The following is a 15438-nucleotide window of genomic DNA, read 5'->3' on the forward strand; positions in this document are numbered from 1 at the left end:
TAAAAAACTAAACGTTTGAAAATTAAAACTTAATATTTTGCCATTTGCTACTATGCATAGGCGCTACTTTTTGAAGTACATCTTTTAAATTAGCAATGTTTACATTGGGGCCATCGCTAAAAATTTCAGTAATTTCATTGGCCTTTGCATCAAAAAATGTGCGTTGTAAAAACGAATTTGGTCTGCGGCTATTCATACTTTGAAACTGTTGTAACACAGCTGCAATGGCTTCTTTACCTTGTTTAGTATTTTCACTCATAACATCTAAACCATCACGATGGTACACGTTTATTACTTGCCTATATTCTTTAAATGTTGGCGATAATAAATTATCTATAAGCATAAACCTACTTTGCAAACCGTCTTCTAATTTCCAACCTTTAAAATTGCCTTGTTGTGAATAATTTGTAATGGTTTGTGCTTGCTTAAAATAAGCACTACCTCCATTGGGCGCAAAAGAATCGGCATCTAAACCTAAAATCATATACACATGAAAAGCGATAACCGATACTAAATTAGATTGAAATTGTTGCGGATTGAAAATAAGATTTTGATACTCTAAATAACTAAAATTAAAATCTTTATCATTAAAATTATAAACTGGCGTGCTGTAAGACGAGCCGTAAACTGGACGAGATGATTGTACTTGTAATGAAGCCTCAAAAGATTCGCCACTGTAATTTGAAACATTAATAACCATGCTACAATCTATACGCTCTTGTGGCAAAAATGTTTTGTTTGTCCATTTTGTGTTATTAACAAACTCTGTAAGTTGTTTTTCTAGAGTTTTAAAAATGGGAAAGTTTTCATTTCCTGTAAATTGCGCATTAACAACAACATTGCAATTTAACTCTTGCGCTAACCCAACCCAAGTAATTAAAAAAGTAAAAACAATTAAAATTTTACGCATTAATTTGCTCTGTTATTTTGTTTAATAAATCTTTGGCTACATCGGCCTTAGATTTTAATTGAAATTCTGTAATAGTTTCGTTATCATCAATAAAAGTAACTTTATTGGTATCGCCTTTAAAGCCTGCCCCTTTATCGTTTAACGAATTTAAAACAATTAAATTTAAATTCTTTCTTTTTAGCTTGCCTTTTGCATTTTCTAATTCATTATTAGTTTCTAAAGCAAAGCCTACTAAATATTGATTGGTTTTAATGGCACCTAATGATGCTAAAATATCTTTAGTTTTTTCTAACTGTAATGTTAACGTTTCATCTTTCTTTTTTATTTTTTGAAGCGCTACATTTTTTGGTTTATAATCTGCCACCGCAGCCGATAGTATGGCTACATCAACATTTTGATAATGTTTATGTACTTCATCATACATGTTTTGTGCACTTACAACTGGTATTACATTAATAAAACTGTGTGAAACATTTTGGTTTGTTGGCCCCGTAACCAATATAACTTTAGCGCCTAAATTAGCCGCTGCCTTGGCAATTTCAAACCCCATTTTTCCGCTAGAATGATTTCCAATAAAACGCACAGGATCTATAGCTTCATAAGTTGGGCCTGCTGTAATTAATATTGTTTTATTTTTTAATGGTAATTTGTTTACAATATCGTTTTCTATGAAGCTTACAATATCTTCGGGTTCAGCCATTCTACCTTCACCTACCAATCCGCTAGCCAATTCTCCACTAGTTGCAGGAATCATGGTATTACCAAAGCCTTTTAATTTTTCAAAAGAAGCTAAGGTTGTTGGGTGTTTGTACATATCTAAATCCATGGCCGGTGCAAAATACACAGCACATTTAGCCGATAAATATGTTGCAAGCAACAAATTATCACATACACCATTTGCCATTTTAGACATGGTGTTTGCTGTTGCAGGTGCCACCAAAAGTAAATCTGCCCAAAGGCCTAAATCTACATGGTTATTCCATACACCGGTATCATCATCTTCGTTTGTAAAAGATGAATATACAGGGTTTTTAGATAATGTTGAAAGTGTTAAGGGTGTTATAAATTCTTTTGAAGCTGGCGTCATTACAACTTGCACATTGGCACCTGCTTTTATAAACAACCTTACTAGTGAAGCTGTTTTATAAGCGGCAATACCGCCACTAATTCCTAATAGTACGTTTTTGCCGCTTAGAATACTCATAAGAAATATTACTGAGCGTCTTCCTCAGTATTTCTAAAATAAATTTTATCAGTTAGCCATTCTTGAACAGCTAATGCGTGAGGTTTTGGTAATTTTTCGTAGAATTTTGAAACCTCAATTTGCTCTTTATTTTCAAAGATTTCTTCAAGACTGTCATTGTAAGTAGCAAATTCTTCTAACTTATCAATAAGTTCTTTTTTAATCTCTGTGTTAATTTGTTCTGCTCTTCTAGCAATAATAGAAATTGACTCATAGATATTTTCTGTAGGCTCATCTACTTGATTTCTATCATAAGTTACTGTATTAACAGGAGCATTGATTTTTTTTAAATCCATTGTGATTATGTTTAACTTTGTGTGCTATACGTGTTTAATTCTTCTTCAACAGCCTTTACCATCTCATTTACTTGGTTGGTATATTTTGAATTAGCAAACATTTTTTTAAATGAATTACCGTATTCTTTTGCTGTTTCTAAACGTTGTTTACGTAATTGAACAACGCCTTCTTCTCTAGAGCTTATGTATTCAAAACTATTTACAGCTTGCTGGTATACAGCATCTAGCCTGTAATAGAATGCATCTTCTCTTAATTTTGAACCTGGAAATTCATAAAGAAAATTGTCAAAAGATTTTATAGCTGCTGTAAAATCTCTTGTAAAACCAGGCGCAATATCACTATACTGTTTTGCTATATGAAATGCTTTTTGCTCTAATTTAAATTCTAGTTCTTTTACAAGTTTATTAGCATCTTCTAAATATTTAGAATCTGGAAACCTATTGATAAATTCTTGAGTTTTTTCAATGGCTTCAATAGTTTCTTTTTGGTCTTTAGTATATGCCGGGGATAACATATAATAACTTTTAGCACTTAAAAAAGCGGCTTCCTCAAGCTTTTCACTTTTTGGGTATGCTGTTGCAAATTGCTCAAACCTATATGCTGATGTGTAATAATCTTTCATTTCATAAAAGGTCATAGCATATAAATACATAAGCTTTTGAGCTTGAGGTTTCCCTCTGTATTCTGGTACTATTTGAGCAAATAAACGGCTAGCTTTTGCAAACTTACCTTCATTGTATAAGGTTTCGCCCATTTCAAACTTTTGTTTTATAGCGCCTTCTCCTGATGCTTTTAACACCTTTTGATATTCGCTACATGAGCTTAAAATGATTGTTGATAATAATATGTAAAAAAACTTTTTCATAATTTTTAACAGAGGGCAAAATTACGTTAATAATATGGATTTTAAAAATAATATTTTAAGCTAAAATAAACGCTTAAACTTAGTTACTGTACCGTTTAAGTTATATTTAACTTTTGTATGTATTAAAAACATACTATTGTTTAATTTATTTTGCTAAGTATGCTTTTATTTTTTCTTTTAAAGCATTTGTAGCTGGTACTACGGGTAACCTAACGGTATCTGCACATAAACCTAAGGCTTCAAAAACAGCTTTGATGCCTGATGGATTGTTTTCTTCAAAAATGTAACCAATAATGTCCATTAGTTTAAAATGAAGCTTGTAGGCATCTTTGGCATTTCCTTTTAAACCTAAACGAATCATTTCTGAAAAATCTTTTGGTAATGCTTGCCCAATTACCGAAATAACACCGGCACCTCCTGCTAGAACAACACCCAAAGCTAAATCATCATCACCTGAAATAATTAAAAAATCGTCTGGTTTGTTTTTAAGTAACTCTAAATATTGTGCCATATTATTACCTGCTTCTTTCACACCAATAATATTTGAAAAATTGTTAGCTAAACGAAGTGTTGTAGCTGCATCCATGTTTTTGGCGGTTCTACCAGGTACATTGTATAAAATGATATCAACTGGTGAAGCTTGAGAAATTGCTTTAAAATGCTGATAAAACCCTTCTTGAGTTGGTTTATTGTAATACGGCGCTACCGATAAAATGGCACTAATACCTGTAAAATCTGTAGTTTTAATTTCATCAACCACTTGCATTGTATTGTTTCCGCCAATACCTAAAACTAAAGGTAAACGCCCATTATTAGCTTTAGAAATGGTTGCAATAACCTCTTGTTTTTCTTGCTTTGTAAGTGTAGCGCTCTCTGCTGTTGTACCACAAATAACAAGGTATTCTGTACCGTTTTCAATATTATGGTTTACAATGTTGGTTAAAGCTTGGTGGTTTACACTTAAATCTGCATTAAAAGGTGTAACTAAAGCAACGCCAGTTCCTAAAAACTTACTGTTCATTTTTAATTTTGTTTAATATAGTTAGGTATTTAAAAAGTTCATTTTTAAACACATCAAATTCATTAATATTTGTTTTAATTATAAGGTCGTTTAAACGTTCATCGGTTTGCAAAACACCTACTTTAAATTGAGCTTTTGAAGATGCTGTAATTAATTTTAATTCTAAAATATCTTCTTGATAGTAACTTAAAAGCATGTCAAAATCATGTTCTAAGAAAGATTTTAACTCTACATTACTTACCGCACCGTTCCATCCAAAATCTTTAGGGTTAAAACATTCTACCCAAGAGAGTAGCGCTTCCTTTTTACTTTCAGAAAACACTACTACTTTTAATTTATTATGATGTACTTTTATTAAATCTGCAAGTTTTCTAAAAGTATCAAGATCATCAAACTCATCAACATTTAATATAACTCCTAAACTTCTAATCTTAGAACTGGTAACATTTACCTGTCTTTTAGATAACAATTTATTCAAGTACTTTTTATTAGATTTCTCTTTAAAACCCTGTAAAATCATTTATCTTTAACCTTTTCGCAAAGGTAGCAAAACTACATTCAAAATTTTGATTAAACACATGAGGTTAACACATTTATTTATTTTGTTAATAATTTTTGGCTTAACTAGCTGTAAAGAGCAAACCTATCATTTACATAAAATTGAAGGTAAACGTATTGAAATTTCAGATTCATTACTTACAAATCCTGAAATTGACTCTTTCATAAAACCTTTTAGAGAACACATTAACAACGATTTAGACAGCACTCTAGCCTACTCTAAAAATGTATACTCTAAAAAAGACGGCGAATTTAACACTGCTATAGGCAACTTTTTAGCCGATGCCGTTTACACCCAAGCCAACCCCGTTTTTAATAAAAGAACTGGTAAAAACATTGATATGGTTTTACTAAATCATGGTGGCATTAGAGCTATTTTACCTAAAGGAAATATAAGCAAAAGAACCGCTTTTGAAATTATGCCTTTTGAAAATAGCATTGTGGTTGTAGCCCTAAAAGGTACTCAAATTGATAGTATTGTAAATTTTTTATCTAGCCACAAACGCGCGCACCCTATTTCTCAACTTAAGCTTAAAATTGATGCCCATTTTAAACCAATAAACGCCACTATTAAAGGTAAAAATATTAATAAAAACAAAATCTATTTTGTAGCTACAAACGATTATTTATACGAAGGAAATGATGGCATGACTTTTTTTAAACCAAATGATTCATTATACAAATTGAATTATAAAATTAGAACCGCTTTAATTGATCATTTTAATACAATTGACACCATTAGCCCTGTTATTGACGACAGATTTATTCAAATTAAATAATCTTTAAAACATGAAACGTAGAGCATTTATTCAACAAGCAACAGCAGGAACCGCTTTAGTAACTTTAGGAGGTGTTGGCTTACAATCTTTTTCAGCTTCAAAAGCAAAAAAAATAACCATTTTGCACACCAACGATGTGCACAGCCATATTGATGCTTTTGGGCCTAATGACGGCAGAAATGCTAATAAAGGTGGAATTGCCAGAAGAGCAACATTGGTTGAAAGTATTAGAAATGAAAACCCAAACACACTTTTATTAGATGCTGGTGATATTTTTCAAGGCACGCCTTATTTTAATTATTACGGTGGCGAACTAGAGTTTAAACTTATGAGCATGCTAAAATATGATGCAGCAACTATTGGAAATCATGATTTTGACAATGGTATTGATGGTTTGTATGCGCAATTACCGCATGCTAAATTCGATTTTGTTTCTGCTAATTACAACTTTAAAAACACCGTAATGGATACACACGTTAAACCCTACAAAGTGTTTACTAAAGATGGTATTAAAATTGGTGTTTTTGGCTTAGGTATTGCCTTAAAAGGTTTAGTAGCACCTTCACTTTACAAGGAAACTGAATATTTAGACCCTATTGAAACGAGCCAAGAAATGACTAGAGTTTTAAAAACCGAAGAACAATGTGATTTAATTATTTGTTTATCGCATTTAGGTTATAATTACAAGAGTGATAAAATTGGCGATTTAAGTTTAGCCAAAGCCACCCGTGATATAGATTTAATTATTGGTGGCCACACTCACACGTTTTTACCAAAACCTACTGTTGTGAAAAATATTGATAACAAAAATACGCTTGTAAACCAAGTTGGATGTTACGGTATTTATTTAGGAAAAATTGATTTTTATTTTGATACTGATAAAAACAAATCGGCTAACGGCACATCAATAATTGTTTAAACTTAAATTACCACTACCCGACCTAAGTTTTTTGGGTAATTTTAGTGTATGGCTTGGTGTTTTTACCTTATTGTAGTTAGTTTTTGTTGTTTCTTTAAAAGCCATTGAATTAACTAAAAAATAAAAACCAGATACATGCATGATTTTTTCTAGCATTTCAAAAGTCCAATGATATACATAATATAAGTTTACATAATTTAAAACTGTTGCAAAACCTAAAAATATAATACTTACTAAAAACCAAACAGATTGTCTGCTTTCTGAAGACAAATACACGCCGTAAGCCAATAATGCTAAAAACATAACCACAAAGTTTTTTATAGCAAATAATAACACTTCACTACTATCATTCACTACATTATTAAGGGCTGTGTACAAACTGAATAAAAAGTAAAATCCTATAAAAAAAATCATTATTAAATAACCAATAATAAGTTTATCTAATTTATAAACTTTAAACTTAGGTAGTTTAATAGCTATTAAATATAAGAAACCCATAACGTATAAAGCGCTAGAAATTTTTAACTGCAAATCTTCATAAAAAAATAGTGATGCTAAATTGCCTAGAAAAGCAAATACTAAAAAGAAAGCAAACCCAACATTTAAACTTTTAAATTTTGAAACATAAATAATTAAAAAACTGGGTATAATTAATGGATATACATATTTAGCTATTTCTAAATTATTTGTCACATAACTGTATACAATTACTGCTACAAATAAATAAAATACGCTAAAAATTAATTTACCAAAGGGCAGAGTAAATAATTTTTTCATAACGATAACAATAAGTAGGTTAATCAAATATAATAAAAAATTGTTATTTCAACGTTTAAAAACTACTTTTTATCGATTTTCATGTCAAAATCATGTTCATTCGTCGATACTCTTATTACTAAATTGGTAAGTAAATGAAAATTAATCGTCTAAAAAACAACACACTCAAAATATGAAAAAGCATATTCCATTTATATTACGTTTAATTGTAGCCATTATTCTTATTCAAACATTACGATATAAATTTACAGCACATCCAGACAGTGTTTATATTTTTACTAAAGTTGGTTTAGAACCTTATGGCAGAATTATTATTGGTGTTTTTGAATTAATTACCGGCATATTGTTGGTAATACCAAAAACAGTATGGGTTGGCGCTTTATTAACTTTAGGCATTATTGGTGGCGCAATAATTATGCACATAACTACATTAGGTATAATTGTAAATAATGATGGTGGTGTGCTTTTTAGTACCGCAATATTTACTTTTATAATAGCTGTAATTATATTGATTTTGTACAAAAAAGATATTCCTTATTTAAAACAGGAATAAAAAAAGTTTAAACATACATACCATCTTTTTTCTCATCTAATAAAGTTGCTTGTTTACAAAAAAAGAAAAAAGCACATAGTGTAAGCGTAGTAGACAAAAATACAAGTAAATGCCTATGCGCCATATAATTATAAGCAACATCAACAACCTCAGAAAACACAATACACATAGTGCCTAAAAAAAGAAACAATGCCTTTTTATTGTCTTTATAAAAATAGTTAAGAAGCGCCACTGAAAGCAGGAATAGCATAACTATGTTGTAAATAAACTCCAAATAATATTCGCCATTAAAATTTGTATTAGGTGACACTATTACCTGTAAAACATACACTAACCATATATTTAAAGACAATAAAACAATTAAATGAATTTTAAAATTTTTAACTACTTGGGTAAAATTAACACCCTGAGCTATTAGCAATATCAAGAAAAAGTATGCCAGAATATAAAGTGTATTACCTATATAATAATCTGCATTAAATATAAAGTCAAAAGTAGCTGTATTGGGTAGTAAATTAACAAATAAACCTTCTACATCTGATATGGTATAACATATCATAAATAATATGAAATACTTTGTTTTACCTTTATAAAAAAGAAAGTAATTAACAGCAATTAAAGGTACTATAAGAGCATTTAAAATAGCCGACATATCATCATAACCCATAAACCCCGTTACGGCAAACAAAATATACGCTAGTAATACAAACAAATATATTATCTTTGATGTTGACATTCAACTACTTTTAATTCAATACAAATATAAAACTTGAATTCAATTTAACGGTAAAAAAATGCATTTTATCGATGAAATACACGATTATTTTATTTTTTGTAAAAATTCACTTTCATTTAAAATAGAAATACTTAGCTTTTTTGCTTTTTCTTTTTTACTTGGCCCCATATTATCACCTGCAACAATAAAACTTGTTTTTGACGATATTGAACTGGCAACCTTACCGCCATTATCTTCAATTAGCTTTTTTAATTCATTTCTTGTAACAGTATGAAACACACCTGAAACCACAATGGTTTTTCCTTCCAAAATGGTTGTTTGTCCAGCAAGCTCTTCTTCAGATATTTGTAATTGCACACCAAAACCTTTTAATCTTTCAATAATATTTCTATTAACTTCAGAATTAAAAAAGTCTACAACGCTTTGCGCAATTTTAACACCAATTTCATCAACATTAACTAAATCTTCTTCAGTAGCCAAAGCAATAGCATCAGCAGTTTTATAATGTTTAGCTAATTTTTTAGCTACGGTTTCACCAACATAACGAATACCTAAAGCAAATAAAACACGCTCAAAAGGAATGTTTTTAGATTTTGAAATACCTTCAATTAAATTGTCGGCACTTTTTTCTGCCATACGCTCTAAAGGCAACACTTGTTCTTTTGTTAATTCATATAAATCTGCATAATTACTTATAAGTCCTGCATTTACTAAAAGCGCTACGGTTTCGCCTCCTAAACCTTCAATATCCATAGCTTTTCTTGATATGTAATGCTGAATTCGACCAATAATTTGCGGATTACAACCATTGTAATTAGGGCAATAATGTTGCGCTTCGCCTTCTTTTCTTATTAATTCTGTACCACATTCGGGGCAATGCGTAATATAATTTGTTGGTTGAGAATTTGGTAAACGTTTTACTACATCTACACCCAATATTTTAGGAATAATTTCACCACCTTTTTCAACATACACTTCATCACCAATTCTAACATCTAATTTTTCAATTTGATCTGCATTGTGTAATGACGCTCTTTTTACTGTTGTACCTGCCAACTCAACCGGCTCTAAATTAGCGACCGGTGTAATAGCGCCAGTACGCCCAACTTGATATGTTATACTATTTAATTTTGTTGAAACCTGTTCTGCTTTAAACTTATAAGCCATAGCCCAACGCGGTGCTTTTGCGGTATAACCTAACTCTTCTTGTTGTTGTAAACTATTTACTTTAATTACAACACCATCTGTTTCATACGGTAAACTATGCCTATGTACATCCCAATGGTTTACAAACTCTAAAACGTCTTCAATTGAATTAGCTAATTTGGCTACTTCTGGTACTTTAAACCCCCAAGACCTTGCTTTTTCTAAACTTTCAAACTGTGTTTTTATACCTAAATTATTACCTGTAATATTATAAAGCAAGCATTCTAACGGGCGTTTAGCAACTTCAGAGCTATCTTGTAATTTTAAACTTCCTGAAGCCGTATTTCTTGGATTTCTATATGGTTCTTCCCCATTAGCTAAACGCGCTTCATTCATTTTATTAAATCCATCAAAAGGCAACACAATTTCGCCTCTTATATCAAATTTAGAAGGAAAATTACCTTTTAACTGTAATGGTACAGACTTTATGGTTTTTACGTTGGCCGTAACATTATCTCCTTGAAAACCATCGCCTCTGGTTACAGCACGCGCTAACAAACCGTTTTCATAAGTTAAACTTATTGAAGCGCCATCATATTTAAGCTCGCAGGTGTATTGTACGTTACCATCAACTAGTTTTTTTATACGCGTTTCCCAATCTTGTAAATCTTCTTTTGAATATGAATTATCTAAAGAATACATACGGTATTCATGCACAACAGTTTCAAAATTTTTGGTAATGGCACCACCTACGCGTTGTGTTGGTGAGTTAGCATCAAAAAACTCAGGATACTTTTCTTCTAAAGTTTGAAGTTCTTTTAATTTTATATCAAACTCAAAATCTGAAATTGTTGGAGTATCTAACACATAATAATTATAATTATGTGCACGTAACTCTTCTCTTAGTTGATTTATTTTTTGTTCTGTATTCATTAAAATACGCCTTTTATCATTCTGTCTTTTTTAAAAATATCTTGTTTTAATTCTATATTTTTAAACTTATAATTTTGTAGTAATTGCGCCATGTCTTCTCCTAAATATTCATTTATTTCGAAATATAAAGCGCCATGTTCTTTTAATTTATTAGAAGCAAACTTACAAATAGCATTGTAAAATATTAACGGATTATTATTCTCTACAAACAATGCTAAATGAGGCTCATTGTTTAAAACATTGGGTTTCATTAATGCTTTTTCTTGCATTCTAATATAGGGCGGATTTGAAATTATAACATCAAAATCTGGTAGCTGATTTTCTAAATTAGGTTTTAAAATATCATCTTGAACAAACTTTACATCTACATTATTTAATACGGCATTTTGTTTAGCAATACTTAACGCGTTTTCACTAACATCTAAAGCATAAACAGTTGGTTTTGGTAAGTTTTTAGCTAATGTTATAGCTATGCAACCGCTACCGGTACCAATATCTAAAATAGTAATAGGTTTATGTTTGTTTTTTTTTGATGCATTTATAACCCAATTTACTAATTCTTCGGTTTCGGGCCTTGGTATTAAAACATTTTGGTTTACCTTAAAATTTAAGCCAAAAAATTCAGTTTCACCTAATATATATTGTATTGGCTCTTCGTTTTTTAAATGGTCTAAGGCTTTAAAAATTGCATCTGTATTTTCTAGCTGTAAATTAGTGTTTAAAGCCAATTGCAATCGCGAAATGCCGTAATAGACTTCATTCAACATAAAAAAGAAGTTATTTATTTCTTCTTTTGAATAAATACCTTTTAATGTTGTGTGAAATGTATTTTGAATATCTTTTAACTTCATAAATCTTTAATCATCCAAATACCACAACTGTAATGCCCTGTATTACCTAAAGCGCCATCTAAATGCTTGAAACCAAAACTTTCATAAACATGAATAGCCGCCTTTAATTGCGGTGCAGATTCTATGTAACACTGTTTATAACCCATTTTTTTTGCTGCTTTTAAACAGGTTTCAAACATTTTTTTACCGTAGCCTTTTCCTCTAATTTTTGGCGAAAAGTACATTTTTTGAAGCTCGCAAATATGCCCATTTGAATTTGGCAAAGGCTTAATGCCAGCACCTCCTAAAACTTCGCCATTGTTTTCTATAACAAAATAAATATCATTTGTATTTTGGTAGGCTTGGTACATTTGCGATGTTTCTGGGTCTGTGTATGCAGTACCTTCTAACGGAATATTAAACTCATAAAAACAATGGCGTATTAATTGCTCTAACGGCTCATTATCATCTGGCTTAATTTCTCTAATAACAATAGTATCTTTAATCACTTTAAAATAGTATTTTTACCCAAGTGAAGATACTTAAATATAAAAACATGCAAAAAAGGGCTGCCATTATTTTATCAACAATAGTATTTTTAATTTTTGGTTGTACTATAAAAGAAAAACCTGAATTTTTAAGTGTTGAAAACATAAAAGTTTTAGAGTCTACCAAAAACCACATTACCATTACCGCAAACGCTATTTTTTTAAACCCTAATGATGTTGGTGGACAATTAAAAACTGATGCCATAAAAGTGTATGTTAATAATAATGAAATTGCTACCGTATCTACCGAAAGTTTTGATGTGCCAGCAAAAAAAGAATTTTCTATTCCGTTAAAAACACATATTCCAACAGATAGCATTTTAAGCAGCAAAAATATTGGTGGTTTAATAGGCAGTTTATTTTCTAAAAAAATTAAAGTACAATATAAAGGCGCTATTATTTATAAAGTTTTTGGTTTTTCTTACGCATATAATGTTGATAAAACCGATAACGTAAACATAAAATTTTAATAGTGACAGTTAACGAATTTTACATAAAACGCACCATACAAATAGCCAAAAACGGTTTAGGCACCACAAGACCAAACCCCATGGTTGGCGCTGTTATAGTTTACAATAACACTATTATTGGCGAGGGTTTTACAAGCGCCTATGGCGGAAGTCATGCTGAAGTAAACGCCATAAATGCGGTTAAAAACAAAAGCCTACTTAAACACGCCACTATTTATGTAACTTTAGAACCATGCTCACACTATGGTAAAACACCACCGTGTAGTGATTTAATAATAAAACACAACATACCCAATGTGGTAATTGGTTGTATTGATGATAATGAGCAAGTTGCCGGAAAAGGCGTAAAAAAACTACAAAATGCAGGTATAAATGTTACCGTAGGTGTTTTAGAAAATGAATGTAAACAGCATTTAAAACGTTTTTTTACGTTTCATAACAAAAAAAGGCCCTACATAATTTTAAAATGGGCACAAACCACCGATGGTTTTATAGCTCCTGAAACAAAAACCGAACAAAAACCTGTTTGGATAACAAACACATACTCAAAACAGTTAGTACATAAATGGCGTATGCAAGAACAGGCTATTTTAGTTGGCACCAATACCGTTTTGCAAGATAACCCAACACTAACAACACGCACTTACAAAGGGCAAAACCCCACAAGAATTGTAATTGATAAAGATTTAAAACTTAATAAAAGCTTAAATATTTTTAATAATGAAGCTGAAACCATTATAATTTGTGAAAAGCACAACAACATCACCAGCAAAGCACCTAACCTGCATTTTGAATTTATAGATTTTAGTGCAAAAAACAACATAGCTAAGCAAATATGCACTGTACTTTTTAAACACAACATAAACTCTGTTATTATTGAAGGTGGTAGCCAAACATTGCAAACCTTTACAAACGAAAACCTTTGGGATGAAGCACGTATTTTTACAGGACATTTAAATTTTAAAAAAGGTACTAGAGCACCTAAATTTTCGGGTAATGCAATTGCTAAAACCAACATTCAGTCAGATATTCTAAAAATCTACACCAATGATTAACACCTTAATTTTTGACTTTGGCAACGTGTTTATAAATTTAAACAAGGCGTATACCGCTAAATACATAAAGCATTTTGAGTCTTCAAAACATTTTGACGCCATTTTAAAAACCAATTTAAAGTTTGAAAAAGGCGAAATATCAACCCAAGAGTTTTTAAAAAATTACAATAATTATTTTCCAGAATTATCAGAAAATGAAATTATTGAAAAATGGAATTCAATTTTAGCCGATTTCCCAAAACATCGTTTTGATTTTATTAAAGATTTAAAAGACAACGCCTCATACAAGCTCATATTATTAAGCAATACAAATGCATTACATATTAAATGGATTGAAGAAAACATTCCGTTTTATAACAGTTTTAAAAACTGTTTTGATAAATTTTACCTTTCTCACGAAATAAACCTAAGAAAACCCGATTCATATATTTATAAATTTGTTTTAAATGATAATAATATTGAAGCTGATACTTGTTTATTTATTGATGACGTAAAAGATAATATTACCGCTGCTAAAAACATGAACATACACACATGGCATCTCAATCCTGAAAAAGAAGATGTCACCAATTTATTTAAAACCAAAAGCGCTCTATTTTAATTTTTTGGAAGAAACAGATACATACAAAACTATTACCCACAAAACCAACAACGTTTTATTTAAAGACAAAAACAGTAAGTTTTTTGGTTACGCATTTCCTGTTTTAACAGAAGACGAGGTAAAAACACACATTGAAACTCTAAAAAAAGAACACCATAGCGCCAGACATTGGTGTTATGCCTACAAAATTGGCACAGAAACTATACGCTTTAGAGCTAATGATGATGGCGAGCCTAATAACTCTGCAGGCATGCCCATTTACAATCAAATATTATCATTTAATGTTACCAATATTTTAATTGTGGTTGTACGTTACTTTGGCGGTGTAAAACTGGGGGTTAGCGGCTTAATAAACGCCTATAAAACCACTGCTCAACTTACTTTAGAGGCTTCAAAAATTATAAAAAAAACCATTAATATAGATTATGTAATACATTTTGATTACCCAAATATGAATACCGTAATGCGCATAATTAAAGAGAAAAACTTAAACATTACAAACCAAAAATTAGAAATAGATTGTGAAATAACTATTTCTGTTAGAAAAAAAGATGCTGAAGCTGCTTTTAACAGCTTCAATACATTACATCAAATAACCATAAAACCAGTAAACTAGTCTTCCAGTAAGTTTAAAATATAATCTGGCGCTTGTGTTGGCCGTTTAGTTTTCATATCAACAAATACTAAAATAGTGCTTGCTGTTGTTAAAATTTCACCTTTTTCGTTGGTTATTTCATAATCAAATTCAATCTTAGCAGTTGGCTTGTTTTTTAGTTGAGTTTTTACTGTAATTAACTCATCATAACCTGCTGGTTTTTTATAATTTATGTTTAATGAAACTACAGGAAGCATAATACCGTTTTCTTCCATTGTTTTATATGAAACACCAAGCTTACGCAACCATTCAACCCTTGCCATTTCTAGATACAGCGCATAGTTACCATGATACACTACCCCCATTTGATCTGTTTCACCATACCTCACTCTAATTTGTATTTCGTCGATTTTCATAGCTTTTTTTAAATATTTTTTTGTAGTTTCGAAATCGGATTAAACATGAGGAAAAATTTCTAAAAATTCAATAATATTTCATTTTTTTTTTAAGAATTTTGTTCACATATTTGCCCCACTGTAAGAGGGAGCGGGATTGTACACCTCTTTTCTAATTTGCTAATTAACAAACCTTAAAATTTAACA

Annotated in this window: 19 protein-coding genes; 7 read left to right on the plus strand and 12 right to left on the minus strand. The window is 30.6% G+C overall.

From position 1 onward, the window contains the following. Positions 1–22: 22 nt before the first annotated feature. The 6 genes from porD to ACYX4H_RS15570 all read right to left on the minus strand — a co-directional run bounded on the left by porD (position 23) and on the right by ACYX4H_RS15570 (position 4856). Positions 23–910, minus strand: coding sequence for a type IX secretion system protein PorD (porD, locus tag ACYX4H_RS15545; RefSeq protein ID WP_476237168.1), 888 nt, complete (start codon positions 908–910; stop codon positions 23–25). Then, positions 903–2114: a bifunctional phosphopantothenoylcysteine decarboxylase/phosphopantothenate--cysteine ligase CoaBC gene (gene coaBC, locus ACYX4H_RS15550; RefSeq protein WP_476237169.1), complete on the minus strand. Its 1212-nt coding sequence runs from the start codon at positions 2112–2114 to the stop codon at positions 903–905. The genes porD and coaBC overlap by 8 nt, the downstream gene beginning before the upstream one ends. 8 nt (positions 2115–2122) lie before the next feature. Beyond that, the gene (locus ACYX4H_RS15555; RefSeq protein WP_148544482.1) at positions 2123–2449 is read right to left on the minus strand and encodes a DNA-directed RNA polymerase subunit omega; all 327 of its coding nucleotides are present in this window, start codon (positions 2447–2449) and stop codon (positions 2123–2125) included. Positions 2450–2460: 11 nt separating this feature from the next. Beyond that, positions 2461–3315 carry an outer membrane protein assembly factor BamD gene (locus ACYX4H_RS15560; protein WP_476237170.1) on the minus strand — a complete coding sequence of 285 codons (855 nt, stop codon included), beginning with the start codon at positions 3313–3315 and terminating at the stop codon, positions 2461–2463. Between the two features lie 145 nt (positions 3316–3460). Then, positions 3461–4336 carry a 4-hydroxy-tetrahydrodipicolinate synthase gene (gene dapA / locus ACYX4H_RS15565; RefSeq protein WP_476237171.1) on the minus strand — a complete coding sequence of 292 codons (876 nt, stop codon included), beginning with the start codon at positions 4334–4336 and terminating at the stop codon, positions 3461–3463. Beyond that, positions 4326–4856 (minus strand): DUF6913 domain-containing protein, encoded by a 531-nt coding sequence (locus ACYX4H_RS15570; protein ID WP_475296734.1) that lies wholly within the window; start codon positions 4854–4856, stop codon positions 4326–4328. The genes dapA and ACYX4H_RS15570 overlap by 11 nt, the downstream gene beginning before the upstream one ends. Before the next feature lie 58 nt (positions 4857–4914). Here ACYX4H_RS15570 and ACYX4H_RS15575 point away from each other — a divergent pair, with 58 nt between their 5' ends. Together ACYX4H_RS15575 and ACYX4H_RS15580 are read left to right on the plus strand one after the other, a co-directional pair. Next, positions 4915–5673 carry a 5'-nucleotidase C-terminal domain-containing protein gene (locus ACYX4H_RS15575; RefSeq protein ID WP_476237172.1) on the plus strand — a complete coding sequence of 253 codons (759 nt, stop codon included), beginning with the start codon at positions 4915–4917 and terminating at the stop codon, positions 5671–5673. A gap of 10 nt (positions 5674–5683) precedes the next feature. Further along, positions 5684–6592 carry a bifunctional metallophosphatase/5'-nucleotidase gene (locus ACYX4H_RS15580; RefSeq protein ID WP_476237174.1) on the plus strand — a complete coding sequence of 303 codons (909 nt, stop codon included), beginning with the start codon at positions 5684–5686 and terminating at the stop codon, positions 6590–6592. On the opposite strand, the gene ACYX4H_RS15585 is transcribed toward ACYX4H_RS15580, so the two are convergent. Next, a complete protein-coding gene (locus ACYX4H_RS15585; protein WP_476237175.1) occupies positions 6578–7369 on the minus strand; it encodes a hypothetical protein in 792 nt (263 codons plus the stop codon). The genes ACYX4H_RS15580 and ACYX4H_RS15585 overlap by 15 nt on opposite strands. A 172-nt stretch (positions 7370–7541) precedes the next feature. Here ACYX4H_RS15585 and ACYX4H_RS15590 point away from each other — a divergent pair, with 172 nt between their 5' ends. Beyond that, a complete protein-coding gene (locus ACYX4H_RS15590; protein ID WP_476237176.1) occupies positions 7542–7922 on the plus strand; it encodes a DoxX family membrane protein in 381 nt (126 codons plus the stop codon). Between the two features lie 7 nt (positions 7923–7929). On the opposite strand, the gene ACYX4H_RS15595 is transcribed toward ACYX4H_RS15590, so the two are convergent. From ACYX4H_RS15595 to ACYX4H_RS15610, 4 genes are all read right to left on the minus strand, one after another. Then, complete coding sequence (locus ACYX4H_RS15595; protein ID WP_476237178.1) at positions 7930–8658, minus strand: hypothetical protein; 729 nt, start codon at positions 8656–8658, stop codon at positions 7930–7932. A gap of 84 nt (positions 8659–8742) precedes the next feature. Continuing rightward, positions 8743–10737 carry an NAD-dependent DNA ligase LigA gene (gene ligA / locus ACYX4H_RS15600; RefSeq protein WP_476237179.1) on the minus strand — a complete coding sequence of 665 codons (1995 nt, stop codon included), beginning with the start codon at positions 10735–10737 and terminating at the stop codon, positions 8743–8745. Further along, entirely contained in the window at positions 10737–11588 is an 852-nt protein-coding gene (gene prmC / locus ACYX4H_RS15605; RefSeq protein ID WP_476237180.1) for a peptide chain release factor N(5)-glutamine methyltransferase, read from the minus strand. The genes ligA and prmC overlap by 1 nt, the downstream gene beginning before the upstream one ends. After that, positions 11585–12076, minus strand: a complete 492-nt coding sequence (locus tag ACYX4H_RS15610) for a GNAT family N-acetyltransferase (protein WP_476237181.1) — start codon at positions 12074–12076, stop codon at positions 11585–11587. Before ACYX4H_RS15610 ends, prmC begins: the two co-directional genes overlap by 4 nt. 47 nt (positions 12077–12123) lie before the next feature. Here ACYX4H_RS15610 and ACYX4H_RS15615 point away from each other — a divergent pair, with 47 nt between their 5' ends. Genes ACYX4H_RS15615 through ACYX4H_RS15630 form a run of 4 tightly spaced genes read left to right on the plus strand, consistent with a single transcriptional unit; the run spans position 12124 to position 14857 of the window. Further along, positions 12124–12585, plus strand: coding sequence for an LEA type 2 family protein (locus tag ACYX4H_RS15615; protein ID WP_476237182.1), 462 nt, complete (start codon positions 12124–12126; stop codon positions 12583–12585). Between the two features lie 2 nt (positions 12586–12587). Next, positions 12588–13640 (plus strand): bifunctional diaminohydroxyphosphoribosylaminopyrimidine deaminase/5-amino-6-(5-phosphoribosylamino)uracil reductase RibD, encoded by a 1053-nt coding sequence (gene ribD, locus ACYX4H_RS15620; protein ID WP_476237183.1) that lies wholly within the window; start codon positions 12588–12590, stop codon positions 13638–13640. After that, positions 13633–14241, plus strand: coding sequence for an HAD family hydrolase (locus tag ACYX4H_RS15625; protein WP_476237184.1), 609 nt, complete (start codon positions 13633–13635; stop codon positions 14239–14241). The genes ribD and ACYX4H_RS15625 overlap by 8 nt, the downstream gene beginning before the upstream one ends. Before the next feature lie 4 nt (positions 14242–14245). After that, positions 14246–14857, plus strand: coding sequence for an IMPACT family protein (locus tag ACYX4H_RS15630; protein WP_476237185.1), 612 nt, complete (start codon positions 14246–14248; stop codon positions 14855–14857). Here the strand turns inward: ACYX4H_RS15630 and ACYX4H_RS15635 are convergent. After that, entirely contained in the window at positions 14854–15252 is a 399-nt protein-coding gene (locus ACYX4H_RS15635; RefSeq protein WP_476237186.1) for an acyl-CoA thioesterase, read from the minus strand. The two genes, ACYX4H_RS15630 and ACYX4H_RS15635, sit on opposite strands and share 4 nt — an antisense overlap. Between the last annotated feature and the right edge of the window lie 186 nt (positions 15253–15438).

Source organism: Seonamhaeicola sp. ABD4_340, from assembly GCF_056312135.1.

Excerpts from the sequence above, each read along its gene's own strand:
- ACYX4H_RS15555 (WP_148544482.1), bottom strand. The coding sequence starts at position 2,449 with ATGGATTTAAAAAAAATCAATGCTCCTGTTAATACAGTAACTTATGAT.
- ACYX4H_RS15570 (WP_475296734.1), bottom strand. The coding sequence starts at position 4,856 with ATGATTTTACAGGGTTTTAAAGAGAAATCTAATAAAAAGTACTTGAAT.
- ACYX4H_RS15595 (WP_476237178.1), bottom strand. The coding sequence starts at position 8,658 with ATGTCAACATCAAAGATAATATATTTGTTTGTATTACTAGCGTATATT.
- coaBC (WP_476237169.1), bottom strand. The coding sequence starts at position 2,114 with ATGAGTATTCTAAGCGGCAAAAACGTACTATTAGGAATTAGTGGCGGT.
- ACYX4H_RS15590 (WP_476237176.1), top strand. The coding sequence starts at position 7,542 with ATGAAAAAGCATATTCCATTTATATTACGTTTAATTGTAGCCATTATT.
- ACYX4H_RS15635 (WP_476237186.1), bottom strand. The coding sequence starts at position 15,252 with ATGAAAATCGACGAAATACAAATTAGAGTGAGGTATGGTGAAACAGAT.
- ACYX4H_RS15580 (WP_476237174.1), top strand. The coding sequence starts at position 5,684 with ATGAAACGTAGAGCATTTATTCAACAAGCAACAGCAGGAACCGCTTTA.
- dapA (WP_476237171.1), bottom strand. The coding sequence starts at position 4,336 with ATGAACAGTAAGTTTTTAGGAACTGGCGTTGCTTTAGTTACACCTTTT.
- ACYX4H_RS15575 (WP_476237172.1), top strand. The coding sequence starts at position 4,915 with ATGAGGTTAACACATTTATTTATTTTGTTAATAATTTTTGGCTTAACT.
- ACYX4H_RS15585 (WP_476237175.1), bottom strand. The coding sequence starts at position 7,369 with ATGAAAAAATTATTTACTCTGCCCTTTGGTAAATTAATTTTTAGCGTA.
- ACYX4H_RS15615 (WP_476237182.1), top strand. The coding sequence starts at position 12,124 with ATGCAAAAAAGGGCTGCCATTATTTTATCAACAATAGTATTTTTAATT.
- porD (WP_476237168.1), bottom strand. The coding sequence starts at position 910 with ATGCGTAAAATTTTAATTGTTTTTACTTTTTTAATTACTTGGGTTGGG.
- ACYX4H_RS15560 (WP_476237170.1), bottom strand. The coding sequence starts at position 3,315 with ATGAAAAAGTTTTTTTACATATTATTATCAACAATCATTTTAAGCTCA.
- ligA (WP_476237179.1), bottom strand. The coding sequence starts at position 10,737 with ATGAATACAGAACAAAAAATAAATCAACTAAGAGAAGAGTTACGTGCA.
- prmC (WP_476237180.1), bottom strand. The coding sequence starts at position 11,588 with ATGAAGTTAAAAGATATTCAAAATACATTTCACACAACATTAAAAGGT.
- ACYX4H_RS15625 (WP_476237184.1), top strand. The coding sequence starts at position 13,633 with ATGATTAACACCTTAATTTTTGACTTTGGCAACGTGTTTATAAATTTA.